22 protein-coding genes are annotated in these 25,935 nt (G+C 56.2%); 15 read left to right on the top strand and 7 right to left on the bottom strand.

Annotated elements, in window-relative coordinates; all coding sequences use genetic code 11:
* Positions 1 to 386 precede the first annotated feature (386 nt).
* The 3 genes from ACR0AM_RS17450 (at position 387) to ACR0AM_RS17440 (ending at position 2,768) form a co-directional block, all read left to right on the top strand.
* Entirely contained in the window at positions 387 to 911 is a 525-nt protein-coding gene (locus ACR0AM_RS17450; protein ID WP_480477015.1) for an RNA polymerase sigma factor, read from the top strand.
* A complete protein-coding gene (locus tag ACR0AM_RS17445; RefSeq protein ID WP_480477017.1) occupies positions 908 to 1,645 on the top strand; it encodes an anti-sigma factor in 738 nt (245 codons plus the stop codon). The genes ACR0AM_RS17450 and ACR0AM_RS17445 overlap by 4 nt, the downstream gene beginning before the upstream one ends.
* 64 nt (positions 1,646 to 1,709) lie before the next feature.
* On the top strand, positions 1,710 to 2,768 hold the full coding sequence (locus tag ACR0AM_RS17440; protein ID WP_480623600.1) for a helix-turn-helix domain-containing protein: 1,059 nt from the start codon (positions 1,710 to 1,712) through the stop codon (positions 2,766 to 2,768).
* A 42-nt stretch (positions 2,769 to 2,810) separates the two neighbouring features.
* Here the strand turns inward: ACR0AM_RS17440 and ACR0AM_RS17435 are convergent, their stop codons facing one another.
* From ACR0AM_RS17435 to ACR0AM_RS17415, 5 genes are all read right to left on the bottom strand, one after another.
* Positions 2,811 to 4,115 (bottom strand): UDP-glucose dehydrogenase family protein, encoded by a 1,305-nt coding sequence (locus ACR0AM_RS17435; protein WP_480494258.1) that lies wholly within the window; start codon positions 4,113 to 4,115, stop codon positions 2,811 to 2,813.
* A gap of 381 nt (positions 4,116 to 4,496) precedes the next feature.
* The gene (locus ACR0AM_RS17430) at positions 4,497 to 5,567 is read right to left on the bottom strand and encodes a DUF2793 domain-containing protein (protein WP_480623599.1); all 1,071 of its coding nucleotides are present in this window, start codon (positions 5,565 to 5,567) and stop codon (positions 4,497 to 4,499) included.
* A gap of 169 nt (positions 5,568 to 5,736) precedes the next feature.
* Positions 5,737 to 7,176, bottom strand: a complete 1,440-nt coding sequence (locus tag ACR0AM_RS17425; RefSeq protein WP_480623598.1) for a mannose-1-phosphate guanylyltransferase/mannose-6-phosphate isomerase — start codon at positions 7,174 to 7,176, stop codon at positions 5,737 to 5,739.
* Positions 7,177 to 7,247: 71 nt separating this feature from the next.
* Positions 7,248 to 8,141 carry a UTP--glucose-1-phosphate uridylyltransferase GalU gene (gene galU / locus ACR0AM_RS17420; protein ID WP_480519762.1) on the bottom strand — a complete coding sequence of 298 codons (894 nt, stop codon included), beginning with the start codon at positions 8,139 to 8,141 and terminating at the stop codon, positions 7,248 to 7,250.
* 643 nt (positions 8,142 to 8,784) lie between these two features.
* The gene (locus tag ACR0AM_RS17415) at positions 8,785 to 10,020 is read right to left on the bottom strand and encodes a lytic murein transglycosylase (protein ID WP_480623597.1); all 1,236 of its coding nucleotides are present in this window, start codon (positions 10,018 to 10,020) and stop codon (positions 8,785 to 8,787) included.
* Between the two features lie 185 nt (positions 10,021 to 10,205).
* Here ACR0AM_RS17415 and ACR0AM_RS17410 point away from each other — a divergent pair, with 185 nt between their 5' ends.
* Genes ACR0AM_RS17410 through ACR0AM_RS17395 form a run of 4 tightly spaced genes read left to right on the top strand, consistent with a single transcriptional unit; the run spans position 10,206 to position 14,200 of the window.
* The gene (locus ACR0AM_RS17410; protein ID WP_480623596.1) at positions 10,206 to 11,165 is read left to right on the top strand and encodes a cytochrome ubiquinol oxidase subunit II; all 960 of its coding nucleotides are present in this window, start codon (positions 10,206 to 10,208) and stop codon (positions 11,163 to 11,165) included.
* Positions 11,162 to 13,252, top strand: coding sequence for a cbb3-type cytochrome c oxidase subunit I (locus tag ACR0AM_RS17405; RefSeq protein WP_480623595.1), 2,091 nt, complete (start codon positions 11,162 to 11,164; stop codon positions 13,250 to 13,252). The genes ACR0AM_RS17410 and ACR0AM_RS17405 overlap by 4 nt, the downstream gene beginning before the upstream one ends.
* Entirely contained in the window at positions 13,249 to 13,881 is a 633-nt protein-coding gene (locus ACR0AM_RS17400) for a cytochrome c oxidase subunit 3 (protein ID WP_480623594.1), read from the top strand. The genes ACR0AM_RS17405 and ACR0AM_RS17400 overlap by 4 nt, the downstream gene beginning before the upstream one ends.
* On the top strand, positions 13,874 to 14,200 hold the full coding sequence (locus tag ACR0AM_RS17395) for a cytochrome o ubiquinol oxidase subunit IV (protein WP_480623593.1): 327 nt from the start codon (positions 13,874 to 13,876) through the stop codon (positions 14,198 to 14,200). The genes ACR0AM_RS17400 and ACR0AM_RS17395 overlap by 8 nt, the downstream gene beginning before the upstream one ends.
* 75 nt (positions 14,201 to 14,275) lie before the next feature.
* Here ACR0AM_RS17395 and ACR0AM_RS17390 read toward each other — a convergent pair whose 3' ends face one another.
* Positions 14,276 to 14,977, bottom strand: a complete 702-nt coding sequence (locus ACR0AM_RS17390) for a GntR family transcriptional regulator (protein ID WP_480519774.1) — start codon at positions 14,975 to 14,977, stop codon at positions 14,276 to 14,278.
* Between the two features lie 67 nt (positions 14,978 to 15,044).
* On the opposite strand from ACR0AM_RS17390, the gene ACR0AM_RS17385 reads away from it, so the two are divergent.
* Positions 15,045 to 15,590 carry a HutD/Ves family protein gene (locus ACR0AM_RS17385; RefSeq protein ID WP_480623592.1) on the top strand — a complete coding sequence of 182 codons (546 nt, stop codon included), beginning with the start codon at positions 15,045 to 15,047 and terminating at the stop codon, positions 15,588 to 15,590.
* Here the strand turns inward: ACR0AM_RS17385 and ACR0AM_RS17380 are convergent.
* A complete protein-coding gene (locus ACR0AM_RS17380; RefSeq protein WP_480623591.1) occupies positions 15,587 to 16,951 on the bottom strand; it encodes a formimidoylglutamate deiminase in 1,365 nt (454 codons plus the stop codon). The two genes, ACR0AM_RS17385 and ACR0AM_RS17380, sit on opposite strands and share 4 nt — an antisense overlap.
* Before the next feature lie 82 nt (positions 16,952 to 17,033).
* Here ACR0AM_RS17380 and hutI point away from each other — a divergent pair, with 82 nt between their 5' ends.
* From hutI to nadC, 7 genes are all read left to right on the top strand, one after another.
* Positions 17,034 to 18,242 carry an imidazolonepropionase gene (gene hutI, locus ACR0AM_RS17375; RefSeq protein ID WP_480623590.1) on the top strand — a complete coding sequence of 403 codons (1,209 nt, stop codon included), beginning with the start codon at positions 17,034 to 17,036 and terminating at the stop codon, positions 18,240 to 18,242.
* Positions 18,239 to 19,777, top strand: a complete 1,539-nt coding sequence (gene hutH / locus ACR0AM_RS17370; RefSeq protein ID WP_480623589.1) for a histidine ammonia-lyase — start codon at positions 18,239 to 18,241, stop codon at positions 19,775 to 19,777. Before hutI ends, hutH begins: the two co-directional genes overlap by 4 nt.
* Entirely contained in the window at positions 19,774 to 20,568 is a 795-nt protein-coding gene (hutG, locus tag ACR0AM_RS17365) for an N-formylglutamate deformylase (protein WP_480623588.1), read from the top strand. The genes hutH and hutG overlap by 4 nt, the downstream gene beginning before the upstream one ends.
* Positions 20,565 to 22,247, top strand: a complete 1,683-nt coding sequence (gene hutU, locus ACR0AM_RS17360; protein WP_480494235.1) for a urocanate hydratase — start codon at positions 20,565 to 20,567, stop codon at positions 22,245 to 22,247. Before hutG ends, hutU begins: the two co-directional genes overlap by 4 nt.
* Before the next feature lie 142 nt (positions 22,248 to 22,389).
* Positions 22,390 to 23,439, top strand: coding sequence for a quinolinate synthase NadA (gene nadA / locus ACR0AM_RS17355; RefSeq protein WP_480623587.1), 1,050 nt, complete (start codon positions 22,390 to 22,392; stop codon positions 23,437 to 23,439).
* A 6-nt stretch (positions 23,440 to 23,445) separates the two neighbouring features.
* The gene (locus ACR0AM_RS17350; RefSeq protein ID WP_480623586.1) at positions 23,446 to 25,014 is read left to right on the top strand and encodes an L-aspartate oxidase; all 1,569 of its coding nucleotides are present in this window, start codon (positions 23,446 to 23,448) and stop codon (positions 25,012 to 25,014) included.
* Positions 25,011 to 25,859: a carboxylating nicotinate-nucleotide diphosphorylase gene (gene nadC, locus ACR0AM_RS17345; protein WP_480623585.1), complete on the top strand. Its 849-nt coding sequence runs from the start codon at positions 25,011 to 25,013 to the stop codon at positions 25,857 to 25,859. The genes ACR0AM_RS17350 and nadC overlap by 4 nt, the downstream gene beginning before the upstream one ends.
* Positions 25,860 to 25,935: the final 76 nt, after the last annotated feature.

The following is a 25,935-nucleotide window of genomic DNA, read 5'->3' as shown; positions in this document are numbered from 1 at the left end:
ACCCCATATCCCGCCGCGCCTAAAGGACAGATGCAACCCTGCGGCAGACCAACCCATCCCAACATCCAAACACGCTAAATAAGACCTAACCACCAAACCCGCAACCAATACCAAATACTCAAGCAAGCAAAAACCGCAATCGAACGGCTAATGTGCTTTGGAACACCATGCCTTTGGTCGAAACCAATACAACTGCCGCAAATGGCCAGTATCCAACACCCAGTTGGTTGCAGAAACAGGCGCTGCAACAATTACAGACGCAAACGTGACTGCTTGGAGCAGGAGTTTCGTTTTATTTCACTGCTAAATATGGCAATTCTGCCCTTGCGGGTCCGATCCGCGATTGAGAAACACAAGCAGGTCGCGATCATTCGATGAGAGCTGAGATGACTTCTGAACAAGCCGTCCGCGATGCGGTTCAGACGCATTCGAAGCGTGTCTGGCGGTTTGCGCTGGCATTATCGGGTGCCTCGGATGTAGCCGACGATTTGTTGCAGGCCACATGTTTGCGCGCGCTTGAAAGACATCATCAGGTGACGTCGCATAACCGTCTGGACAGCTGGTTGATGACAATCTGCCGGTCGATCTGGCTGAATGAGCTGCGTTCGCGGTCGGTTCGGAGCGCGCAGGCGCTGTCGGTGACCCCCGAAGCGGATCTGATTGCAACGGGACCAGACACAGAAACGAATATTTTCGCGGCTGAAGTGTTTAATCAAGTGATGCAGTTGCCTGAGGCACAGCGCGAAGCGGTAACGCTCGTCTTCGTTGAGGGGTACAGTTATCGCGAAGCAGCTGCCTTGTTGGAGGTTCCAATTGGCACGATCATGAGCCGGCTTTCGAATGCCCGGCAGAAGCTTAAAACCGTGATGCAGATTGATGCAGCGGACACCGCGCGACGGAGTGGCAAATGACGTTTTCCGACGAGACGCTTCTAGCGTATCTGGAAGGCAGCCTGGACGAGGCTCAGACCCGCGCTATTGAGGCTGCGGTTGAAGATGACGCTACGTTGGAACATCGTCTGATGGCGCTGGATCCGTTTGCGCCAGTTGTTCGGGATGTTTTTGAGAACCTGCCCGCTGAAGCGCCGAAGGTGGACCTGCCGGAAAAAACGACGCGGCCCGGCATTAACGGGTTTCTGCGTCTTGTTGCGGTGGCTGCCAGCGCGGCTTTTGCAGCCGTCGCCGTAACATTCTGGGCCTCCCGGCCAGCAGATTTAAGCTGGGCCCAGCAGGCCGCGATCTATCAATCACTTTACGTGCCGGAAACGATTGCATCGCTGGACAGCTCGGACGCGTCGCTGGCCAAGCAATTTGCAATGGCCGAAGCCGAGTTGGGACGATCGCTGAATCAGGACATACTGGAAGCATTGCCAGGGTTGGAGCTGAAGCGTGCGCAGGTTCTTTCATTCAAAGGCAAGCCCTTGATCCAAGTGGTTTTTGCCGATGATCAGGGTCGACCACTTGCCTTCTGTGTTATTCGCCAAGGACCGAATGCCCAAAGTACCGACGTTCAACTATCAGTGTTGAGCGGTTTGGCAACTGCAAAGTGGGAGCAAGGCGGTTATGGATATATGCTGTTGGGCAGTTCCCCGCATACGGATTTAAGCGCTGAACTGGAAGTGTTGACCCGTACATTCTCGGGCTGATGGAAAACCCTTGTGAACAGTTGCAAATGCCCGAAGAATGCCGGGTATGACGTCGAAGAAAACCATGCCCCTTCCAGAAGACGAGGTCGATGATCTTGGCCCAGCCAGTATCTATGACGGAGATCCGGCAGAAGAGGACGACCCTTGGTTTTTGCCCCCGGACCAGGACGTGGAGGAAGATTTCTTTCTGCCTGGTCCCCGATCAGATCAGCGCCCGTTGTTCGATCCGCGCGATTGGCATTCGGCACAATCAGAATTGTCGGCAGAGCTTGCTGATCTTGCCCTGACCTTTGGCGCTCTGGATGAGCGGCTGCGTTTGGGGCCTGAGGGGTGGACGCACCGTTTGGCACTTATGGAAACGTCCGATCTGGGGTGGTGGACAGGGGATCGGGTCAGCGTAGACCGCCTGGCTTTGTGGGCGGGTCTGAGGATCGGCGCGACCCACGATGACGTGCAGGCGCTGTTTCGGGCAGGTTGGGCCGTGCGCCGTCTGAGCTCAGGCGCAGGCCCGGCTACAGGCGGGTGGGAAAGCGGGTTGACCGCGTTTCTCGACCGTCTGGCTCAGGGCTCTGATGCGACGCCCGAAGCGATCGTTGATCTGGCCGAAGTCATGCAGAATGCTGAAAGGTTGCACCCGGTAACACAATCGGCGATCGCGTTTCATGCTTGGCGAGCTATATCGCAGGGCGTCGGACACGACACCGAGGCGGCAATCATCGCAGCGCGGCACGCGGCTTCGATGGGGCGGGGCGGCGCAATGTTCATGCCACTGGCGTTGTCTGGTCCGGGTGCGTTGCGCGGAACGGGTGGGCCGACGGAAAAGTTAGGGTCTTGGATACAGGGCGCCGGGCAAGCCGTTCTTGCGGCCTTGCTGCACCTCGACCGGATCAGTGCCTGGGAGGGCAAGGCGCGCGACGCGACGCAGGATTTGAGCGGTCGCACCCCCCCGCGTCTGATTGATGCTCTGGCGGCGTGGCCCATGGTCTCGGCCCCGCTTGCGGAAGAACTTACCATTTCTTCGCGCGCGGCGGTTCAGCGGAATTTTGACCTGTTCACCCGGAGAGGTCTGGTGCGTGAAGTCACCGGCCAAGGCCGTTACCGGGTCTGGACTGCCGCACTATGATCCGTCAACCACTTGAAGATGCGTGCGGAGGGAAGCACGCTTTCAGCGCCCAACACCGACATAGGTGTCGAACCCTGACTTCAGCGCCGTAGTTTTCGAGTAGATGTTGCGCAGGTCAACCATCCTGGCTGTGTTCATTGACGCCGCAATTTCAGAAAGGTTCAGCGCGCGGAATTCATTCCATTCCGTCAGCAGCACAACAACATCTGCGCCCCGCGCGGCGATATATGGATCGTCGCACCATTCGACGCCCGGCAAAAGCGCTTCTCCTTCAGATTTTCCCTGTGGGTCAACAACGCGCACCTTTGCGCCTCCGCCGATCAGGGCGGGAACGATGGACAGTGATGGCGCGTCGCGCATATCGTCTGTGTTGGGTTTGAACGTGACACCCAGAACTGCCACGGTCTTGCCGTTGAAATGATCGTCACATGCGTCACGAATTTTCTCGATCATCCGCTTCTTGATTTCGTCATTAACGCGGATGACGGTCTCGGTGATCTGCATCGGATGCGCGTGGTCCTGCCCGATCCGCGCCAACGCGGCCGTGTCTTTTGGAAAACATGAACCACCGTAGCCGGGTCCCGCATGCAGAAATTTGTTGCCGATCCGCCCGTCAAGGCCGATGCCGCGTGCAACTTCTTTAACATCCGCGCCAACTTTTTCGCACAGTCCTGCGATTTCATTGATGAAGGTGATCTTGGTCGCCAAAAACGCGTTGGCGGCGTATTTAATCATCTCGGCACTTTCCAGATCGGTGGTTAGGATCGGGAAGTCGCGCAGATACAGAGGGCGATATATTTCTGCCATCACTTCGGCTGCGTGGTCGTTTTCCACGCCGACCACGACGCGGTCCGGGCGCATGAAATCGTCGATTGCCGCGCCTTCGCGAAGGAATTCAGGGTTCGAAGCCACGTCGAATTCGGCCTGGGGGTTGGCGGCCTTGACTGCTTCCTGCACTTTTCTGTTTGTTCCGACGGGCACAGTCGATTTCGTGACGATAACGGTATACCCGGTGACAGCCTGAGCGATTTCTTCCGCCGCTGCCATCACATAGGTCAGATCCGCATGGCCGTCTCCACGCCGGGTTGGCGTTCCAACTGCAATAAAGATAGCATCCGCGCCGTCCACTGCGGCTGCAAGATCGGTTGTAAAGCTCAGACGGCCAGCCGCGACGTTTCGAGTCATCAGCACGTCCAGACCCGGTTCATAAATAGGCACCTGTCCGGCTTTGAGCATATCGATCTTCTGCTCAGCCTTATCAACGCAAATCACATCATGTCCGAAGTCCGAGAAACACACACCGGACACAAGGCCCACATAACCTGTGCCGATCATTGCAATGCGCATCTGCCAAATCCTTTTTTGCCAATTACTATCAACGGCGTGGGCACAATCGAAGAATCCAGCGCCGGTTTCAATGATTTACAGGTATGGTTGCTGAGTTCCCATGTATTCTTGTTGTTTTTTAGGCAACAAGTGCGGGAACAAAGTTTTTACAATCCGTCGTGCAGCGCAGAAACTGTTGAATCAAGGCCATTGTCAGCTGAGAAGATACAATTCTGGGCATGGATCAGCAGTAGACAGCCACCAGGCGAGTGGTGTTGCGTCGCTCTCTTTTCGCCCGGAGAAAGGCGTCTGTGGCGGGTCCAATGAAATCGGCGATTGCTAAAGAAATGGGTCGACTACACAAAAAAACCGCCCGAACCAAAGTTCAGGCGGCAGCTGTACTCAGAACCAGCGCCCTATGGCGATGACACTTGGTGAAAAAGCCGCTGTATCCGAAGTTACCGAGAGGGCTCTGCAAGTGACTTGAGTGTTTTCGGGTACATCAAACCCGATGAAACGATTGTTAAATCCAGCGCTGCCACTAACGCTTGGCGCAGAGGAAAATGGCGCTGGGTAGTCCCACGTCATTGCAGCGCTTGCAAACAATGCGCCTTCAGCGGTCGTGCATGCGACAGGAGGCAACACGGCGGTGCAAATCATGGTTCCATCAGCAAAACGCGTGAAATCGCCACTGGCATTACTTCCGCGCTCTATGACCGCACCGGTTGGTGTGCCGCCAACTTCTGATACCGCCCCCAGAAGGTTGCCCGGCCCATAGCCGTAGTCGGCACGCATCAGGCGACCCGGAGTGGTATCCGTCATATTACCCTGAATAGCTGCACCAGCCGCTGTTCCGGTCGTAGGGTCAAAAGTCAGAGCTTCCGTCCAGGTACCTCCGTCAGGGGACACTTTAATTGAGAACCCCGTACTTCCGGATAACCCCATTTCAGCGTGGCCGGTCCAGTTCGACTGAAACACCAGCGATGCCGTATCGCTGGCACCCGCCTTGTTGATCTTCAGCTGATGCCCGCCGCCCTCGTGGCTCAGAAGCGTGGCCGGGCTTCGGACAGACAAGCGATTCGTAACGTCCGAACTTGTCGCCACCCCGATACCATCCAGGTTCTGAGTATTGACGGGCAAGGGCAGCCAGTCAGACCCATTCCAGAACTTCAGTTCACCAGTGGCTTCGTCCCAGGCACGCCAGCCCGCATACGGGGTCAAGAAATGCCAGGCGTTGTCCAGCCATGCGGCAAGCTCTCTTGCATGTCCGGCCCAGTCCCCGGTGGGGGTGGCGCCCAGAGCATAGATATCGCCCTGCTCGGGGACTACGGGCGGGGTGCTGGCATTGGTCGTTTGCACTGAAAGCTGAACGACCAGATCAAGCTGTCGCAGTGCTTCATTGTGGGTGACGTGTTTTTGGGCCTGCGAAGGCTGCAGAAAAGGCAAGTGCAGTCTGGGTGAGATCTGTGACACGGGGGGGCCTCCTGTGGCTGTCGGTCCGAAAGTCGGTTGCGCGCCACCCTGCCGTAAGGCGCGTCAATCTCGTCTGACCTGGCCGACCGCACAGGAAATGATCTGTTAACCCGAGTATCTCCGGGGATAAGCCGACCCGAGTATGGCCTGTGGAGAACTATGTCGCCGCTTAATCCCGGGCATAAATGTCTTCATATCGAATGATGTCATCTTCGCCTAAATAGGTGCCGGTCTGCACTTCGATCAATACCATGGGCACCTTGCCAGGGTTCTCCATCCGGTGCACAGCACCCAGCGGGATATAAACTGACTGGTTTTCACTGACCAACCGTTCCTGATCATCGATTGTGACCTTGGCGGTGCCCTCTACCACAATCCAATGCTCGGACCGGTGGTGATGGGACTGCAGGCTGAGCGCTGCGCCAGGATGCACATGGATTCGCTTGACCTGAAATCTGTCACCGATCACGAGGCTCTCAAACCAGCCCCAGGGGCGGTGATCGACCGGAAGCGTATCTGCCTGTTTGGCCCCTTTTGCCTTTAAGGCAGCAACAGCCTGCTTGACATCCTGGGCTTTTTCCATACTGGCAACCAGCACAGCATCTGGCATCGCAACTGCGATAACGTTCTCAAGCCCCATTGCCACCACTTCCTGCGCTGGCGATTCTGATCGTATCAGAACGTTGCGGCAGTCGATTGTGGTTACTTCCCCATGTGTCGCTATGTCATTTTCATCAGGATCTGACAATTCTTGAACAGCCGTCCAACTGCCAACATCAGACCAACCTGCGGAATAGGGAACCACGCTGAGGTTGGGAGCTTTTTCCATGACCGCATAGTCGATCGATATGTCATCGACGTCAGCCCAAGCTGAAGGATCCAATCTCAGGAACCCCAAATCTGTCTTGGCGCTGTCGACGGCCTTTTGGACAGGTGCAACAAGGTTGCTAGCGTACTTTTCATATGCGGCAACGATGTCACGTGCCGCAAACAGGAAGATGCCGGAGTTCCACAGGTAACTGCCATCTTTCACCATCGCCTGCGCCGCTTCCAGATCCGGTTTCTCCACGAACCGATCCAGGCGAACTGCACCCTCGGACGCGTCTGGGGCGTCGTTCAGCTTTAAGTAGCCATACCCGGTTTCGGGCCGAGTGGGCGTGATGCCAAATGTCACCAGATCGCCTCGTTCGGCAATTGCGCGCACGCCTATGTCGACTGCCTGATGAAAAGCCGCCTTGTTTGGAAGCACATGATCTGAAGGTGCAACCAGCATGATGGCATCCGGATCACGTGAGGCAAGGTACAACGCAGCCGCCAGTACGGCAGGGGCCGTGTTGCGCCCTTCAGGCTCAATCAGGATCGGGCCGGGGGCGATCCCCACAGCTGTCAACTGTTCAGGGACAATAAACCGAAAGGCATCGTTGGTTAGAACCAGTGGTTTGGCATAGGGCGCATGCGAGGGCCCAAGCATACGGTCGGCACAATCTTGTAAAAGACTGGTTTTGCCGACAAGTGGGACGAATTGCTTGGGATAGCTTTTGCGCGACAGGGGCCACAAACGCGTTCCTGAACCACCACACAGGATGACTGGATAGACCGTTCTGTTCATACGCGTGCCCCTGAATTGCTGATGACCAACGATATTTTTCAGTTCTTTTTGTGGAATGAGTGATCCCTTGGCTACTGGGCCGCTTTTCCAGTTGCAACGATGTCATTCAGATACTGGCTCAGGTCATCACGCAGGTCGTCACGGGCAAGGGCAAAGGAAACGGTTGCTTGCAGAAAACCGGATTTTGAGCCGCAGTCGAAACGCTGCCCGTCGAACTTGTAGCCAAAAACGGGCACGCCGGATGCGATATCTTCGGCGATTGCATCAGTCAGTTGGATTTCACCGCCGCTTCCGGTTTTCATTGCGTTCAGGTTGTTCAACACGGAAGGTCGAAGAATATAGCGCCCGATAACGGCCAAATTGGATGGCGCTTTCGATGGTTCAGGCTTTTCAACCATGCTCTTGGCCGGAATGACCGGGCCGATACTGTCGACAACATCCAGCACGCCATACGAACTTGTCTTTTCTGGCGGAACCTCCATCGTTGCCACCATGTTGCCGCCCGTTTCCTCATAGGCTTCGACCATTTGTTGCAGGCATGGTTTGTCTGCAGCAATCACATCGTCAGGCAACATAACGGCAAAAGGTTCATCGCCTATCAAGCGGCGCGCGCACCAAACGGCGTGGCCCAGGCCCAAGGCTTTGTGTTGGCGGATATAGGCGATCGCGCCGCTTTCCATATTGGTCTTGTTCAGGATATCGAGAAGCTTGTTTTTGCCTTTGGCCATTAGTTCCTGTTCGAGGACGAGGTTATGGTCAAAGTAATCTTCAAGCGCGGATTTCCCGCGAGACGTCACAAAGATGAACTCTTTGATCCCAGCGGCGCGGGCTTCATCGATTGCATATTGCACCAGGGGGCGGTCCACCAACGTCATTATCTCTTTCGGAACGGACTTGGTTGCCGGCAAAAACCGGGTTCCCATTCCCGCCACTGGAAAAACTGCTTTGGTGACTTTGCGTGTCATGGTGCCTCTCAAATCAAAACTTGGCCGGTAAAACAGAAAACATCCGGAATGTCCTCTTAGTCTTCAAAACCGTGTCAATCAATCATGCCCAGTGTGCCGGCTGTTATTGACCAAATCGTGCCACCTCGGTCCAGACGAGTCAAAAGCCGACTCCGTTGTTTCCTGTATACAAGGCCCGAACGACAGTTCCCAGCGACCCTTCCCTTACAACTCTGTGCCAAAAATCTGGCGACGATTTGTCGATCACGGAAAGTTGATATTTTGGAGCAGCATCACTTGCCTTGATAAGCCCCCGAAGGGAGTTCCGCGTGCCTTTCTTTGGATGGGCTTATCGCCTTGTTATGACAAGTAGTTTTGGACTGCGCGGTCAAAAAGAACTCAGATGGAAGGGATTGCGTAACTGGAATTAACACGGCTCACTTAGTCGCAAGTTGCGTCAAGTAACGTGTCTTAAGGGCACAAGTAACCCGTCGGCAAACATCCGAGCTTCTTGGAAATACATGATCTGACACATCAAGTCCGTTTTTGAATGAGCAACAATATGGCCGAAATCATTAAGATTGATGATAAATGCGGTCTGTTGCGACCGGCGATAAGATGCTCAAGCAAGTCGAGAGCGACCGTTCAACGCATGCTTGGTGCCTTATCGGGCCAGTTTCGTTGTCATCGAGGCTTCAGGAAAGCAGGTAGGTGCAACACCCATCGTTTCCTGCCATCTGCCTATTGATCGGCGGGTTTTGAAACCTGGCAAGCCGTCAATGCCTCCGACATCGTACCCCAAGCTTTCCAGCGCGCCCTGCATCTTTGCGATGTCAGAACGGTACAAACCGCCGACCTTGCCCCACCGTCCTGCAAAATCGCCGCTTCCAAATTGGATTCTGTCACCGACATGGCCGACGAACAAAGCATACAGATCGCTTTTGTTGTATGCCTTCAGAACGTAAAAATTCGGAGTGACAAGAAAAGCAGGACCAAATCGTCCTGCTGGCATCATCAGGTAACCTACCCCCTTCATCTCGTGGGCTGGAAAAGGTTTGCCCGAGACCCGGTTTATGCCCATCGCTTCCCACTGCCGAATTGACTGCCCCTGGTCGGGTCCTTCCAATGTACATGAAACGGTTGCCGGCACAGACACTTCGAAACCCCAGTCACGCCCGGCGATCCAGCCGTGCTGTTTCAAGTAGTTGCCAATCGAAGTGATTGTATCATCGGATGACCCCCAGATATCGACCTGTCCATCGCCGTTGCCATCTGCGGCGTAATCCAAATAGCTTGATGGCATGAACTGGGGTTGCCCTAACGCGCCTGCCCAACTGCTTTTCATTTGCCGGGCTGGCAGGGGCCCCGCTTCTGCGATTTGCAGAGCTGCTATAAGCTCGGCCGTGAAGTATTCCGCGCGTGTGCTCATGAATGCCTTGGTCGACAGAACCCTGAACGCATCATGGCGGATTGGCACCTGCCCATAGCCGCTTTCTCTGCCCCAGATTGCCAGAATGATACGAGCAGGAACGCCAGTATTGCTTTCGACTTTGGCAAGAATCGCAGAGTGTTGCTTTGCCATCCTGCGCCCGACAGACGTTGCACCCTGAATTGACCCCGTATTGAAATACCGGCTGGGCGAGCCAAATTCGGCTTGTTTTTGCGCCTTGGGCGTTTTGCGTTTATGTCCGGGCGGAACCAGATCCGGCAGGTCCCAGTTCAGAGTAACACCGGAAAACGCCTGTTGCAGTGTGTTGCGTGAAACACCTTTGGCCTGCGCCTTGGGCCAGATCGTCTCCAACAGCCACGACTGAAACTGGCGTTCAATTGCTGCACGATTCTGTGCCAGTGCGGTCTGGGACAGAAGGATCAATCCTAGAGTGACAAGCAAAGTACGCATTGACGATTTTTCTGTCCCGACTGGCCTTGCAAGTCAACGGGAAGATGCCGCGCGACCCGTCGCTGTTTATACCCAAAGTTGAAAGAAAGCTGAGGATGGCAATTTGTGGTTCGGAAAACTCTTGAGAAATTTCATCCACTTGCCGATAGTTGGATGGGATCGAGATGAGGAGAGGACAGTCAGCTGTGGCACAAGTCGATACGTCCAATCCATCCTTGCTCAGACTTGCCGCTGTGTTCCTGTTGATCGCTTCGGTGCAACCAGCTTTGGCCAGCGACAGCTTTATGGACCCGCAAGGCCCAATAGCGGCAGTTCAGAAAACGCATTTGCTTCGGGCGACCGTATTGATCCTGCTGGCCGTTATCCCGGTATTGGTGCTGGTCCCGATAATAGCGTTTCGGTATCGCCGCCGAAGCAACCGCATTGCGCCTTACGCACCGGATTGGGATTTCTCGGCCAAGCTGGAATTTGTCATGTGGGGCTTACCTGTAATAATCGTGGCCCTGCTGTCCTTTTATCTTTGGAAGGCGACGCATCGGCTTGACCCGTATTCGGCACCGTTTGGTGAGGATCCGGCGCTGCGGGTTCAGGTTGTCGGTCTGGATTGGAAATGGCTGTTTCTGTACCCCGATCTCGGGATCGCCACAGTGGGAGAGTTTGGAATTCCGACAAAGCGGCAAGTTGCATTGACGCTGACGACCGATACCGTAATGCAGTCTTTTATGATACCCGCGCTGGCTGGGCAGATTTATGCGATGCCGGGCATGACCACCCAGTTACATCTTGTCGCGGATGCGCCGGAAGTGATGCAGGGCGAAAACACTCAGTACAACGGACGGGGCTTTACCAAGCAGAAGTTCCGCACTATCGCGATGAGCGGTGAGGATTTCGACACTTGGGTCGAAGAAGTGCGTAGCAACAGCATTCAACTAGACAAGGCAACGTATCGGAAACTGGCCATGCGGACTGACAGGGATGAAGTTCAGGCCGTTTTGGGAACATCTCGGATGCCGGATGATGCGCTCTACTTCACAATAGAAGACGACCTGTTCCGGAATATCCTGAGCCGTTACCACAGCGGTCAGCCTTTACCGATCGAGCTACAGCCTGGAACTGCATCATTTAGGCAGGAGGCGCAAAAATGACGCCGACCGAGACAGGTTTCTTCGGGCGTCTGAGTTGGGACGCTTTTCCAATTGCCGGGTTGATCCAGAACCCAAATACTAATGAGATCGTGGCCAATACAGCCGCAGCTGTTGTGATTATTGGCGTTGTGGTTGTCGTAGGATTGCTGAGCTGGTTTCGTCTATGGACACCCCTGTGGCGCGATTGGCTGACCAGCGTCGATCACAAGAAGATCGGTGTCATGTATATCGTCTTTGCCATCGTGATGCTGGCACGCGGTGTGCTTGAAGGCGTTGTCATGCGCGCGCAGCAGGCTTCCGGGCCCGGCGTCGGTTTCCTCGAAGCAGAACACTTTGCCGAACTTTTCAGTACCCACGGCACAATCATGGTCTTCTTTGTTGCCGTTCCCTTTGTCTTTGGTGTTGCGAATTACATCGTCCCGCTGATGATCGGTGCGCGCGATGTGGCGTTCCCGCGACTAAACCAGATTAGTCTGGGCCTTACGGTTTCGTCAGGCATGATGCTGATGGTTTCGCTGGTGGTTGGAGAGTTTTCGACCGGCGGCTGGACAGCGTATCCACCGTATACCGGCGCGGCGTTCAATCCCGGTGTTGGGCCGGATTACTGGATCTGGGCCATCGTAGTTTCGGGCATTGGTACCTCACTGACCGGTATCAATTTTGCCGTTACCATCTACAAGTTGCGCGCTCCGGGCATGACGTTCATGCGTCTGCCGATGTATTGCTGGACAATCATTTGCAGTTCGATCCTGATCGTCTTTGCCATGCCACCTTTGGGTGTCGCCGCGCTGATGCTTGCCGCTGATCGCTATCTTGATTTTCACTTTTTCACAAACGACCTCGGTGGCAACATGATGAACTATGCCAATCTGTTTTGGCTGTTCGGCCACCCCGAGGTTTACCTGTTGGTACTACCTGCCTACGGCATCTATTCCGAGGTGTTCGCGACCTTCTCGGCCAAACGGCTTTATGGCTACAACTCGCTTGTCATCGCAACTATGTCGATCGCGGTGTTGTCGTTCACGGTCTGGCTGCACCACTTTTTCACCATGGGTCAAAGCGCGCTGATCAACGCGGTGTTTGGTATCGCGACCATGCTGATTGCCATCCCAACCGGCGTGAAAGTCTATGACTGGATGGCGACGTTGTGGCGGGGACGCATTCGGTTCTCGGTGCCAATGCTTTATGGGCTATCATTTTTGATGCTGTTTGCCATCGGCGGGCTGAGCGGCGTGATCCTGGCAAATCCAACCGTAGACTACCAGGTTCACAATACGCTGTTTTTGGTAGCTCATTTCCACAACGCGTTATTGCCTGGCGTGTTGTTCGGATTGTTGGCGGCATACAATTACTGGTTCCCCAAGGCCTTTGGATTCCGACTGAACGAATTCTGGGGCCGGGTTTCTGTTTATTGCTGGACCGGGGGGTTTTTGCTGACATTCATGCCTCTCTACTTCGTCGGGCTGTTGGGCATGCCGCGCCGATCTTTCAGCTATAGCGATCCGTCTTTCCACCCTTTCATGATCGTGGCCATCATCGGAGCGATTGTTATTACCTGTGGATTGTTCTCGGTCCTGATCCAGCTATGGGTCAGCATTCGTGACCGCGACCAAACCCGTGTTCCGGTTGGGGATCCCTGGGATGGTCGCACATTGGAATGGTCTATCCCTTCACCGCCTCCTGCTTATAACTTTGCGATCATCCCCAAGGTTACGGATCGGGATGAATTCACTGCACAGAAGGCAAAAGGAACGGCCTATCCAACACCAGACGCTTATGAAGATATCGAACTGCCCCGAAACACGGGAATTGGCTTTGTTCTGTGCGTTCTCAGTGGCATATGGATGTTTGCGCTGGTCTGGTGGATCTGGTGGCTTGCGGCGTTAATGACGGTTTTGATGATCCTTGTGGTGATCATCTGGACATTCGACGACAGTACAGAACTCACCATCCCCGCGGAAGAGGTGCGAAGGGACCACGAAGCCTGGCTGGCATTAGTCCACAGCGAAGCGGCGGTTGATCGCGATTATGAAACTTCTCCGGAAAACCGCGGCCTTGCCCGCCCGGATCTGGAGGTGGCGACATGAAGCGCGCGCCCACTCACAGCTATCCCGGTATCAATCTAGGGGAACATCACGCCAGTGCCCACAAGGCAACCGAGGTTGTCACCTTTGGGTTCTGGGTCTTCTTGATGAGCGATCTGGTCTATTTTGGCCTGATGTTTGCGATTTACATAACGATGATCGATGCGCAGGCAGGTGGCCCCGGCCCGCACGAGTTGTTTGATCTGAAAAGTGTCTTTGCGCAGACCCTGATATTGCTGACCAGCAGCCTGACAGTGGGTCTTGCCATGCTGGCGTTGAAGTACAATCTGCCGCGCGGTCGCATTGTCTTATGGTTTGGCGTCACCCTTGTGCTGGGGCTTGGTTTTCTGGTGCTGGAAGTGCGTGACTTCATGGCCATGGCGGATAAAGGCGGCATTCCGCAGCGCAGCGGTTTTCTGTCGGCTTTTTTCGGGTTGGTCCCACTGCATGGTTTGCACGTTGCGACTGGATGCCTTTGGCTGATCGTTTTGGGTATCCAGCTGCGCGTCAAGGGTATGACGGATGTGGTTATCTCGCGCGTGGTGCGGCTGGCGTTGTTCTGGCATTTTCTCGATCTGATCTGGATTGGGATCATTACCATCGTGTATTTCGGAGGTCTGACCTATGGATAAGCGCTCTGAAATGCATCGTCGCGAGCGTCGGCGCTATGTGACCGGGTATGGTGGCTCACTTTTGCTGACCTTGGCGATGTTTGGCGTGGCGCAGGTTTATGGGATTGAAACGGTTGGTGTTTACCTGACCATCGGGTTGCTTGGATTGGCACAGCTTGTGTTGCAGCTTGTCTACTTCCTGCATATCGACCGTCGGCGCAGCAGCCGCGAAGATCTGCACCTGGTGCTGTTTTCGACACTGGTTCTGATGATCATGATCCTTGGCACTATCTGGGTTCTGGGCAGTCTGGCCACCCGAATGCACATGCACTTGATGTAGTGCGTACTTGAAACAAGCGGGGGTAGCGGATCGAGATTTTGGCATTCGGCGGGATCACCAATAACGAATACGGCCTCAGTACGTAGTCCGCATTTGATAACCCTGATGAAAGGTCATGCGCACAAAGGTGACCGGGGTTTTTCGAAACCACGTTGTCCGCTCCAACTGGAACAAAGGGGTGCCGGGCGGAACGGAAAGAAAATCCTGAAGCGGACCGGTTGCCGGAACAGCTGAGAATGCAATTTCCGCGTTCGAAAAAGGAACCTCGGCCAGCAACCATTCGTTAGGACCGGTGGTCAGAAAGTCTTCATCCATGACGTGCGGTACTGCGGCGGTATTGATCCATCGTTCCTCGTACTGGAAGGGGCGATTGTCGGCATGGTGCATACAGCGCAAATGCAGAATTTGCGTACCCTCGGGCAGTCCGAGTTTGGCTTGTAGCCATGCCGGACAATCTATCAGCGTACGGTTGACCAACGCATATCGGTATTCGGCATTCATATCTTCAATGGTTTGCCGGACTACCGCAATAGGTAGTCGGGCTTGTTTGACCGGTGTTGTGACCACACGCGTGCCGCCTTTGCGTTTCCGTGTGACAATACCCTGATCAGCAAGTTCACGCAGTGCGCGATTGACAGTTGCACGAGCACAACCGAACTCGGCGGCAAGCTCCAGTTCGGTAGGCAGCAAGCTGCCTTGCGGCCAGATTCTGGTCTGGATGCGATTCAGAACTTCATCGCGGACATCCTGGAAGCCGACGTTTTTCTGCTCGTTCACATTGTGCTCACTATATTTTTTGAACTTATTAGTATTATGTCTAGGTTAACGGTGAGATGCAAAGAATTTGACCCAGAACCTTATCAGATTGCAGGATTGCGCGGTTACGCCATGGGCCAATGGTGGCGGTGTAACTACCGAACTTGCCGCGAAGCGGGTCGGCGAGCACGTCGCCTGGCGTATTAGTGTGGCCCGGATCGATCGGGATGGGCCATTTTCCCGGTTTCCAGGGATGTCGCGCGTACACACGATCATCGAAGGGGCAGGGCTTGATTTGCTCGGCGATAGCGGCGTTTTAACGGCACGCCCTTTGCTGCCGCTTTCGTTCGACGGGGCGCTCGCGCTGAATGCGCGACTGTTGGGCGGGCCGTGTCGTGCATTCAATGTGATCTACGATTCAAAGGTCGTTGTTGTGGTGAACGTTTTTGCAAATGATCAGGAATTCGAAGCGACAGCGGGCGAGTTTGTCTTTGTCGCCTCGGGAATGGCCCATATGTCAGACAAAACGCCTCTGGTGGCTGGAGACGCAATGACGCTGAACGCCGCCGTTACGGTCAGTCCGGCTGTGGGCTCTAAGATCCTTCGCGTGAGTTTCAATAAGACCCCCAGCTAAAGCACAGCCAGAAGTTCACCTGTTGCCCGTTTGTAGTTACGCGCGACCTTGTCCCGCAGGAAGTGACGCCCGTTTTGAACCTGGTGTCGGCCTGCGGACCAAAGATCAGTTACGACACTATCTTTGGCGGCAAAGACTAGACCATCCAGCAGTTGGTGGGGCTGTAATGCGCAAAGGGCAGGGGCTTGGCTGTCAATGGCGACAAGATCAGCCAGCATTCCTTCGGCAATTTGCCCCGCATTGCGGCCTAGCGCCTGCGCGCCGCCAATAGCTGCGCCGCGGTAAAGGGTTTGTCCGACAGAACCTTCACCAACCACCAGCACGTTACGTGACAGGTCGCGCAGTCGTTGCGAATATTCGAGTGTGCGGAGCTCTTCGGTCATGGAAATCAACACGTTGGAGTCTGATCCCACGCCAAAAGCGCCGCCTGCATTCAAATAGACAGGGCCATTGAAAGGCCCATCGCCCAGGTTGGCTTCTGTCACCGGGCACAGACCGGCAACGGCATTGCTGTGGGCCATGGCGCGAGTCTCTTCGTCGGTCATATGGGTTGCGTGGATCAGGCACCAGTTGGAATCAACCGGGGCATTATCCAGCAGCCATTCGACCGGACGCGCGCCAAGGCCAGCCTGCACTTCCTCAACCTCTCTGGGTTGTTCAGCAATGTGGATATGGATCGGACCGGAATTTTGTGATGCCACCACCTGCGCTATATCGCGCGGACACGTGGCGCGCAGGGAATGTGGCGCGATGCCGACGCGACAGTCGTCGGGAAGATTGCCGAGCGCTTCCCGCGCCTGAGCGACAAGTTCGCAAAAACGGCCCACATCATTGCCAAAGCGTCGCTGCCCGGCCTCCAGCGGTTTTTCTCCAACTCCTGCATAGCTGTACAGAACGGGCAGATGGGTCAGGCCAATTCCGGTCTCGGCGGCGGCGGCCATGATCCGGTCGCTGAGTTCGCAAAGCCTGTCATAGGGCTGCCCGTCCGGTTGGTGGTGCAGATAATGGAATTCCCCGACCGACGCGTACCCGGCCTCCTGCATCTCAACATAGACTTGCGCGGCGATGGCCTGAATTTGGTCAGGGCTCAGGTGGGCTGTGAAACGATACATCAGATCGCGCCAAGTCCAGAAACTGTCACGGCCAGCCAACCGATATTCGGTCATTCCCGCCATGGCGCGCTGAAAGGCATGGCTGTGAAGGTTGCCCAAAGCGGGCAGGAGAGTGTCAACGCAGGTGTCGCCGTTTTGCGCGACCGCGTCGGTTGTCAGATGCGCGATACGACCATTCTTGATCTCGACTCGCAGGTTTTCTGCCCAGCCGGCTGCCAGAAAGGCCCGTTTTGCGAATATGACCGTCATTCCTACCTCCGGTTTTATGAATAGACATATGCCATAAAGACCTGTACCAGAAAAGAGAGAATTGCACCGAAGAGGGATTCGAATGCAAACCCACGATCATCTGTTCACAGATCTGCACGCCGCTACCATGGTTGGTGCGGATGCATACGGATTGATCGAAGACGCGGCGATTGTCGTGCGTGGCGACCGGATTTCATGGGTCGGTCCGAAGACGCAGTTACCGGAAGAATACGCGACGTTCTCTCCAACCTCGCTGGACGGGCGGCTGGTGACGCCGGCTCTGATCGATTGCCATACCCATGTGGTGCATGGCGGCGACCGCGCGGCTGAGTTCGAGATGCGCCTTAACGGTGCCAGCTATGAAGAGGTGGCCCGCGCAGGCGGAGGGATCATTTCGACCGTGAAAGCCACACGTGCGGCCTGTAAAGAGGATTTGATCGCGCAGGCTCTGCCGCGCGTGGACGCGATGATCGCCGAAGGGGTCTCGGTGATCGAAGTCAAATCGGGCTATGGGCTGGATCAAGAAACTGAGTTGACCATGCTGCGCGCCGCGCGGGCCCTGCAGGAAAGCCGCCCGGTGCGCATAGCGACCAGCTTTCTGGGCGCTCATGCTGTACCCGCCGAGTATAAAGACCGGCCCGAGGCGTACATTGCTGAGATTTGCATTCCGACGCTTCGCGCGGCTCATGCCGAGGGTTTGGTAGACGCAGTTGACGCATTTTGCGAAGGGATTGCCTTTCTGCCCGACCAACTGGTGCCACTGTTTGACGTTGCCAAGGAACTAGGACTGCCGGTCAAATTGCATGCCGAACAACTGTCCAACCTGGGTGGCGCGAAACTTGCTGCAAGCTATGGTGCACTTTCTGCCGACCATATCGAGTATTTGGACGAAAGCGGTGTCAAAGCCATAGAAGCGGCAGGCACGGTGGCCGTGATCCTGCCTGGGGCTTTCTACACCCTGCGCGAGACGCAACAACCGCCTGTTGACCTGTTGCGCATGTACGAGGTGCCAATGGCCCTTGCGACCGACTGCAACCCGGGTTCGGCTCCGATGACATCGCTTTTGCTTGCAATGAACATGGGGTGCACTTTGTTTCGAATGACACCTGAGGAAGCTTTGAAAGGTGTCACCGTGAATGCCGCGCGTGCACTGGGCCTGAGAGACTGCGGCAGGATCGTTCAGGGCCTGCGGGCGGATCTGGCCGTCTGGAATGTCACTCACCCGGCCGAGCTTGCCTACCGCATCGGTTTTAATCCCCTTCACGCCCGTATATTCGGAGGCGCATTTTGACCACTCTGACTTTAACTCCCGGTGCTGTATCTCTGGCGCAGCTGGAACAGGTATTCCGCCAGGAGTGCGCCGTTCGACTGGACCCGGTTTGCAGGCCTGCCATAGCTGCGGCGCACGCTCGCATTATTGAGGCGGCGACTGGTCAAGCCGCCGTTTACGGGGTTAATACGGGTTTTGGAAAACTGGCAAGCGTCAAGATCGCGGCCGAGGATACCGCGACGCTACAACGCAACCTGATCCTGTCCCATTGCTGTGGCGTTGGACCAGCGATCCCGCGTGCTGTTGCGCGGCTCATGATGGCGCTCAAACTGCTCAGCCTCGGACGTGGCGCGTCGGGTGTGCGGTTGGAGCTGATTGACCTGCTGGAAGCGATGCTTGTCGCAGGCGTGACACCGGTGATCCCGGCACAGGGGTCTGTTGGTGCTTCGGGCGATCTGGCACCACTGTCGCACATGGCAGCCGTCATGATGGGCGAGGGTGAAGCTGAGTTTGGCGGTACAGCCATGCCTGGCGGCGACGCACTGGCAGCGGCAGGTTTGACCCCGGTCGAACTTGGTCCCAAAGAAGGGCTGGCACTGATCAACGGCACTCAATTCTCGACGGCGTTTGCGCTGGCGGGGCTTTTCGGCGCGTGGCGGGCGGCGCAAAGCGCTTTGGTCACTTCAGCCCTGACAACTGATGCGATCATGGGGTCTACCGCGCCTTTGCAACCCGAAATTCACGCCTTGCGTGGTCACCGAGGCCAGATCGAAGCGGGCGCAACCATGCGCGCGCTACTGGCTGGGTCGGTCATTCGCGAGAGCCACCGGGAGGGTGATACGCGGGTTCAGGACCCGTACTGCATCCGCTGCCAACCGCAGGTTGTTGGCGCCGCGATGGATGTGCTGCGTCAGGCTTCAGTAACCCTGGAAACCGAGGCCAACGCCGCCACCGATAACCCTCTGGTTCTGGCCGAGGCCGGGTTGATCGTATCAGGCGGAAACTTTCATGCAGAACCGGTCGGATTTGCCGCCGACATGATTGCTCTGGCAGTGGCCGAGATCGGGGCGATTGCGCAGCGGCGTATCGCGCTGATCGTCGATCCGGTACTCAGCTTTGATTTGCCTCCGTTTTTGACACCCAAGCCCGGTTTGAACTCTGGCATGATGATTGCCGAAGTCACGACAGCCGCGCTGATGAGCGAAAACAAGCATCTGGCCAATCCCTGTGTCACGGATTCAACACCGACTTCGGCCAATCAGGAAGATCACGTGTCAATGGCAGCCCATGGCGCGCGGCGGCTGGGACAAATGGTGACCAATCTGGAACGTATCCTGGGGGTCGAGTTGCTGTGCGCAACGCAAGGGGTTGAATATCGCGCGCCGCTGCCAACCAGTGAAAGCCTTCAAGGTGTCATGGCGCGCCTGCGTTCGGTTGTACCGGCGTTAGAAGATGACAGATACATGGCAAATGACATCGAAGCAGCCTCGGCCCTTATTGCAAGCGGTGAGATTGCCGAAAGCACCGGTGTGGCCATGCCAGAGCTTGGCGCATGACTGCTCCGGTCGAGGTTGTTCAGGGTGGTAGTCCAATTGTTTTGGGCCTGCCTCACACGGGCACTTATGTGCCTGCGGCGATTGATGCCAAACTGAATGCTCGGGGTCGGGCGCTGACAGATACGGATTGGCACATCCACATGCTCTACGACGGGCTTTTGCCCGGTGCTACCACGGTGCGGGCCACCTTTCATCGCTATGTGATCGATGCCAATCGTGACCCAGGCGGTACTTCTCTTTACCCTGGCCAAAACACGACGACCTTGGTGCCGCTTACGGATTTCGACGGGCAGGATATCTGGGACATCCTTCCAACTGAAAAAGATACCATTGAACGACGTGACGCATTTCATGCGCCATATCATGCCGCTTTGCTGGCCGAACTGGAAAGGGTGAAGGCGATCCATGGCATCGCTGTGCTGTATGATTGCCACTCAATCCGCAGTCACATTCCTTTTCTGTTCGACGGCGTTTTGCCCGACATGAACATTGGAACAAATAACGGGATGACCTGTGCACCGGAAATCGAAACAATTGCACATGAATTCGCCTCTTCATCCCCTTTCAGCACCGTTTTGAACGGGCGCTTCAAAGGCGGGTGGACGACACGGCACTACGGACGCCCGGATAACGGTATTCACGCGATCCAGATGGAGCTGGCGCAGTCGACCTACCTGACATCAGAAACGCCACCCTGGACTTTTGACGCCGCCAAAGCCACCCATCTCCGGCGTTGGTTGAAAGACATTCTAGACGTCCTCAATGACACAGCATTGGAGCTTGCCCGATGACCGATCCTCGCAAAAACACCCGTGACATCTTTCCACCCACCGGACCTGAACTGAACGCCAAAAGCTGGATGACCGAAGCGCCGTTGCGGATGATGATGAATAACCTGCATCCTGACGTGGCCGAAAACCCGCATGAGCTGGTGGTCTATGGCGGGATTGGCCGCGCGGCACGGACGTGGAAGGATTTTGACACCATCGTTGCCAGCCTGAAAGATCTGGAAGAGGATGAAACTCTGGTCGTCCAGTCCGGCAAGCCGGTTGCCATTGTTCGCACCCATAGTGATGCACCCCGCGTATTGATCGCAAACTCGAACCTTGTGCCGCACTGGGCCAATTGGGACCACTTCAACGAGCTCGATAAGAAAGGTCTGATGATGTACGGCCAGATGACCGCTGGCTCGTGGATCTATATTGGTACACAGGGCATCGTGCAGGGCACTTATGAAACCTTCGCCGAGGCCGGGCGTCAGCATTATGGCGGTGACCTGACAGGTAAGTGGATCCTGACTGGGGGGCTGGGTGGAATGGGCGGCGCGCAGCCTCTGGCCGCTGTCTTTGCAGGGGCTTGTTGTCTGGCCGTGGAATGCAACCCGGACAGCATCGACTTTCGCTTGCGCACTAAATATCTGGACGAGAAGGCCGAGACGCTGGATGAAGCGCTGGCATTGATTGATCGCTGGACCAAGGCGGGCGAAGCGAAATCTGTTGGTCTGTTGGGAAATGCCGCTGAAATCTTCCCGGAAATATACGCTCGGATGCAAGCTGGCGGGATGCGCCCCGATATTGTCACGGATCAGACCAGTGCCCACGATCCGGTAAATGGCTACCTGCCGCTTGGTTGGACCATGGCGCAATGGAAAGACAAGCGCGAAAGTGACCCGAAGGCGGTCGAAAAGGCTGCACGTGCTTCGATGAAGCAGCACGTCGCTGCAATGGTGGACTTCTGGAACGCGGGCGTGCCGACGTTGGATTACGGTAACAACATCCGACAGGTTGCGCAGGATGAAGGGTTGGAGAACGCCTTTGCCTTCCCCGGCTTTGTGCCCGCCTATATTCGCCCGCTGTTTTGTCGGGGTATCGGACCCTTCCGCTGGTGTGCGTTGTCCGGCGACCCTGAAGATATCTACAAGACCGACGCCAAAATGAAGGAACTGTTCCCCGACAATACCCATCTGCACAACTGGTTGGACATGGCGCAGGAGCGTATTGCGTTTCAGGGCTTGCCAGCGCGGATCTGCTGGATCGGGCTGGGAGATCGCCACAAGGCTGGGCTGGCGTTCAACGAGATGGTTAGAAACGGCGAATTGAAAGCTCCGGTCGTCATCGGCCGAGACCATCTCGACAGTGGCTCTGTTGCCTCACCCAACCGCGAGACCGAGGCGATGAAGGACGGTTCGGATGCTGTTTCGGACTGGCCGCTGCTGAACGCGCTTGTCAATACGGCGTCGGGTGCGACCTGGGTTTCGCTGCATCATGGTGGCGGGGTTGGTATGGGCTTCAGCCAGCATGCGGGCGTCGTCATCTGTGCAGACGGAACAGATGCCGCGGCCAAGCGATTGGAACGGGTGCTCTGGAATGATCCCGCGTCAGGTGTCTGGCGTCACGCGGACGCAGGGTACGAGGACGCGAAAGCCTGCGCGCGTGAACATGGGCTGCGATTGCCGGGCATTTTGGGCTGACTACCACGCCAACCTTTGTTTTGTCGGTTTGCCTTAGCGCTAACGTCACATTTTCCGGTTTCGAACCGGTACTGTTTCGGCTAGGGCTAAGCCGTTCAGCAGCCCCGAGGGGTTGAAGGCAACTGACAAAGGTGGCTACCCGTTGCTCGATATTGCACATGTCCGCTCGGTGATTTCGGACGTTTATGACCTTGCCCCATCGGCCTCTCTGGCCAATGAGATGAAAGACACGTTTGCCCGCATGGATCGCGTGGTCAGCCCACCAGATTGGGCGATCTACGCGCCTTACGTGCGGGCCATCAATACGCTCAAGAAAGAACGTAACGCCGTGATCCTTGGGCACAATTACATGACGCCCGAGATTTTTCACGGTGTGTCCGATTTCGTTGGGGACAGTTTGCAGCTTGCGATCAAGGCCAGTGAGGTCGAAGAAGATGTGATCGTTCAGGCCGGTGTTCATTTCATGGCCGAGACATCAAAGATCCTCAGCCCTCAGAAGACTGTTCTGATGCCCGACATGGATGCCGGTTGTTCGTTGGCAGAATCGATCACCGCTGAGGGAATCGATGAAATGCGCGCCAAGTACCCCGGCGCGCCGGTTGTGTCCTATGTAAACACCACTGCCGAGGTCAAAGCAGCTTCGGATATCTGCTGCACCTCTTCGAACGCGCTTCAGATCGTGAACGCCATGGAAAGTGATACGGTCATCATGACACCGGATCAGTATCTGGCGCAAAATGTTGCCAATCAAAGCCACAAGAACGTGGTGTATTGGCCTGGCTCTTGCATCGTGCACGAACAATACACGGCACAGGACCTGCGCGACTTCCGCGAATGGAACCCGGGAACACGGCTGATCGCGCATCCTGAATGCCCGCCGGATGTGGTGGCCGAGGCAGACTATTCCGGCTCGACCAGCGGCATCATCAAATACGTGCACGATGAAAAGCCGAAAAAGGCGATGCTGATCACCGAGTGTTCGATGGCATCCAACATTGCCGATGAATTGCCCGAGGTCGAATTTGTCGGGCCATGCAACATGTGCCCGTATATGAAGAAGATCACGCTTGAAAAGATCCTCTACTCCCTGCACACGATGGAAGGGCAGGTCGAGGTCGCCGAAGATGTGGCTGAAAATGCGCGCAAATCCGTTCAGGCGATGATCGATCTGTCCCGCAAGCTTGGCATTTGATCTGAAATGACCAAAGTCACCACGGATCGCGTCATTATTGTGGGGGCTGGCATCGGTGCGCTTTATGCAGCACTGAAGCTCGCGCCGCGACCAGTGGTTGTAATCTCACCCGATGTTTTGGGTGAAGGTGCAAGTTCCTCATGGGCGCAAGGCGGTGTGGCCGCAGCAATGGATTTGTCGGACAGCCCGGAAAGCCACAGCCTGGACACCGTAATGGCTGGCGCTGGCATAGTCGTTCCGGCTGTTGCCGATCTGGTCACGCGCGAGGCGCGTCAATATATCCTCGACCTGACGACATTGGGCACGCCATTCGATCGCACCAAGGATGGCAGTTATGTGTTGTCACGCGAAGCGGCGCATAGCTTCGCGCGTGTCGTACGGGTGAAAGGGGATCAGGCAGGTAGTGAAATCATGGCTGCCCTGATCGAACGGGTGCATGAAACGTCCTCGGTTCAGGTGTTGGAAGGTGTCCTTGCCACGGCGCTGGACGTATCCAACGGTCGGGTGACTGGTGTCACGGTTCAGGACGCATCAGAAACGGGGTCCGAGCCCGTTACGCTCTGCGGGCCTGCTGTGTTGCTTGCCGGGGGTGGCTCTGGCGGGTTGTATGCCTTGACGACCAACCCGGCGCGCATTCGCGGGCAGGTCATCGGGATGGCCGCGCGTGCTGGTGCACTTATTGCTGACGCCGAATTCGTTCAGTTTCATCCGACGGCAATGGATGTTGGTGAAGATCCGGCACCGCTGGCAACCGAAGCGTTGCGCGGCGAAGGGGCGACCCTGATCAACAATAAGGGTGAGCGGTTCATGTTATCCGTTCATCCGGACGCAGAACTCGCCCCGCGAGACGTCGTCGCGCGTGCAATTTTTGCCGAAGTGCAGGCAGGTAACCGACCCAAGCTGGACACCCGCACCGCATTGGGCTCGAAGATAACGGACCTGTTCCCGGCAGTTGCTGAATACTGCGCGCGCAACGGCGTCGACCCGGTCAACGAACCGATTCCGGTCGCACCGGCAGCGCATTATCACATGGGCGGTATTGCCACCGACACTGACGGTCGCGCGACACTTGACGGGCTTTGGGTCTGCGGCGAGGCATCTTCGACAGGCCTTCACGGTGCCAACCGGTTGGCCTCGAACGGGTTGCTTGAGGCGCTTGTCTTTGCACGCATCTGCGCCGAAAGTATCGGGGCATCCGTTCCGGTGGTGTCAAATGCCGACCCCGTTGCATTGCAGTTTGTTCAGGTAATGTCCCCGGACACAACAAAATCTATCCAGGAGTTGCGCGAAACCATGACGCGCGACGTGGGCGTTGTCCGGGACCGGGCGGGCCTAATCCGTGCTCTGCAAACTATAGCGCAGTTGGAGGCGCAGCACGATGCCTGCCCGTCATTTCGCAACATGTGTGCAACCGCGACCTTGATCGCTGCCGCAGCCTTGCAGCGCGAAGAAAGCCGCGGTGCGCACAAGCGATCCGACTTTCCAAAAGCCAATGATGGGCCCGGAGAGCGGTCCCGGATGTATTTGTCCGAAGCAATGAGCATTCGGGCCAAAGCCTGCGAGGAACTGTCATGACATATGCAATCCTGCCGGATCTGATTCTGGAACCCGTGGTCCGCGCTGCGCTGATGGAGGATCTGGGAAGCTACGGTGATGTGACAACCCGCGCTGTGATCTCACAGGAAACAACCTATACAGCCAGCCTGAACGCACGCGAAAACGCTGTTGTGTCGGGGATGCAAGTTGCTGCAATCGCGTTCCGGCTTGTGGATCCGTCGCTTGAGGTTGACGTGCGGATCAAGGATGGTTCGCGTTGCGAACGCGGTGATACGCTGATGACCATCAAGGGCTCTGCCGCATCGATCCTGTCCGGCGAACGTGTCGCTCTGAACTTTGCCGGTCGCCTGACGGGTATTGCCACAATGACAGCCGCATTTGTGGAGCAGACCAACGGCACAACAGCCCGTATGACCTGTACACGCAAGACAACGCCAGGTCTGCGCATCGTGGAAAAACAGGCCGTGCTGCACGGTGGCGGTTTCAACCACCGCTATTCCTTGTCAGATGCGATCCTGATCAAGGACAACCACATTGCTGCGGCAGGCGGCATCCGTAAGGTTCTTGAAGCCGCTAAGGCAAAGGCCAGTCACATGATGGCGGTCGAGATTGAGGTTGATCGACTGGACCAGCTTTCCGAAGTGCTGGACGTTGGCGGGGCTTCGGTTGTTTTACTGGACAACATGGACAATGACATGCTGCGCGAAGCGGTTGCCATGGTGGGCGGGCGGTTGAAGACCGAAGCCAGCGGCAACGTGACCTTGGAACGGGTCGCATCGATCGCGGCGACAGGGGTGGATTACATCTCGTCCGGTGCCTTGACGCATTCTGCCCGCACCGTCGATCTGGGGCTCGATTTCTGAAGGCGCGGCATTTCCGCTTGATTTAAGATCGTTTGCGCCAACACAGTTGCGTATTCAAGTTTTATCGATAATAAAT

It is taken from the genome of Ruegeria sp. AD9 (genome assembly GCF_056542305.1).
The sequence above is the reverse complement of the archived record's forward strand: the minus strand, read 5'-3'. Positions and strand labels throughout refer to the sequence as shown.

Excerpts from the sequence above, each read along its gene's own strand:
- ACR0AM_RS17450 (WP_480477015.1), top strand. The coding sequence starts at position 387 with ATGACTTCTGAACAAGCCGTCCGCGATGCGGTTCAGACGCATTCGAAG.
- ACR0AM_RS17445 (WP_480477017.1), top strand. The coding sequence starts at position 908 with ATGACGTTTTCCGACGAGACGCTTCTAGCGTATCTGGAAGGCAGCCTG.
- ACR0AM_RS17440 (WP_480623600.1), top strand. The coding sequence starts at position 1,710 with ATGCCCCTTCCAGAAGACGAGGTCGATGATCTTGGCCCAGCCAGTATC.
- ACR0AM_RS17435 (WP_480494258.1), bottom strand. The coding sequence starts at position 4,115 with ATGCGCATTGCAATGATCGGCACAGGTTATGTGGGCCTTGTGTCCGGT.
- ACR0AM_RS17425 (WP_480623598.1), bottom strand. The coding sequence starts at position 7,176 with ATGAACAGAACGGTCTATCCAGTCATCCTGTGTGGTGGTTCAGGAACG.
- galU (WP_480519762.1), bottom strand. The coding sequence starts at position 8,141 with ATGACACGCAAAGTCACCAAAGCAGTTTTTCCAGTGGCGGGAATGGGA.
- ACR0AM_RS17415 (WP_480623597.1), bottom strand. The coding sequence starts at position 10,020 with ATGCGTACTTTGCTTGTCACTCTAGGATTGATCCTTCTGTCCCAGACC.
- ACR0AM_RS17405 (WP_480623595.1), top strand. The coding sequence starts at position 11,162 with ATGACGCCGACCGAGACAGGTTTCTTCGGGCGTCTGAGTTGGGACGCT.
- ACR0AM_RS17400 (WP_480623594.1), top strand. The coding sequence starts at position 13,249 with ATGAAGCGCGCGCCCACTCACAGCTATCCCGGTATCAATCTAGGGGAA.
- ACR0AM_RS17395 (WP_480623593.1), top strand. The coding sequence starts at position 13,874 with ATGGATAAGCGCTCTGAAATGCATCGTCGCGAGCGTCGGCGCTATGTG.
- ACR0AM_RS17380 (WP_480623591.1), bottom strand. The coding sequence starts at position 16,951 with ATGACGGTCATATTCGCAAAACGGGCCTTTCTGGCAGCCGGCTGGGCA.
- hutI (WP_480623590.1), top strand. The coding sequence starts at position 17,034 with ATGCAAACCCACGATCATCTGTTCACAGATCTGCACGCCGCTACCATG.
- hutG (WP_480623588.1), top strand. The coding sequence starts at position 19,774 with ATGACTGCTCCGGTCGAGGTTGTTCAGGGTGGTAGTCCAATTGTTTTG.
- hutU (WP_480494235.1), top strand. The coding sequence starts at position 20,565 with ATGACCGATCCTCGCAAAAACACCCGTGACATCTTTCCACCCACCGGA.
- ACR0AM_RS17350 (WP_480623586.1), top strand. The coding sequence starts at position 23,446 with ATGACCAAAGTCACCACGGATCGCGTCATTATTGTGGGGGCTGGCATC.
- nadC (WP_480623585.1), top strand. The coding sequence starts at position 25,011 with ATGACATATGCAATCCTGCCGGATCTGATTCTGGAACCCGTGGTCCGC.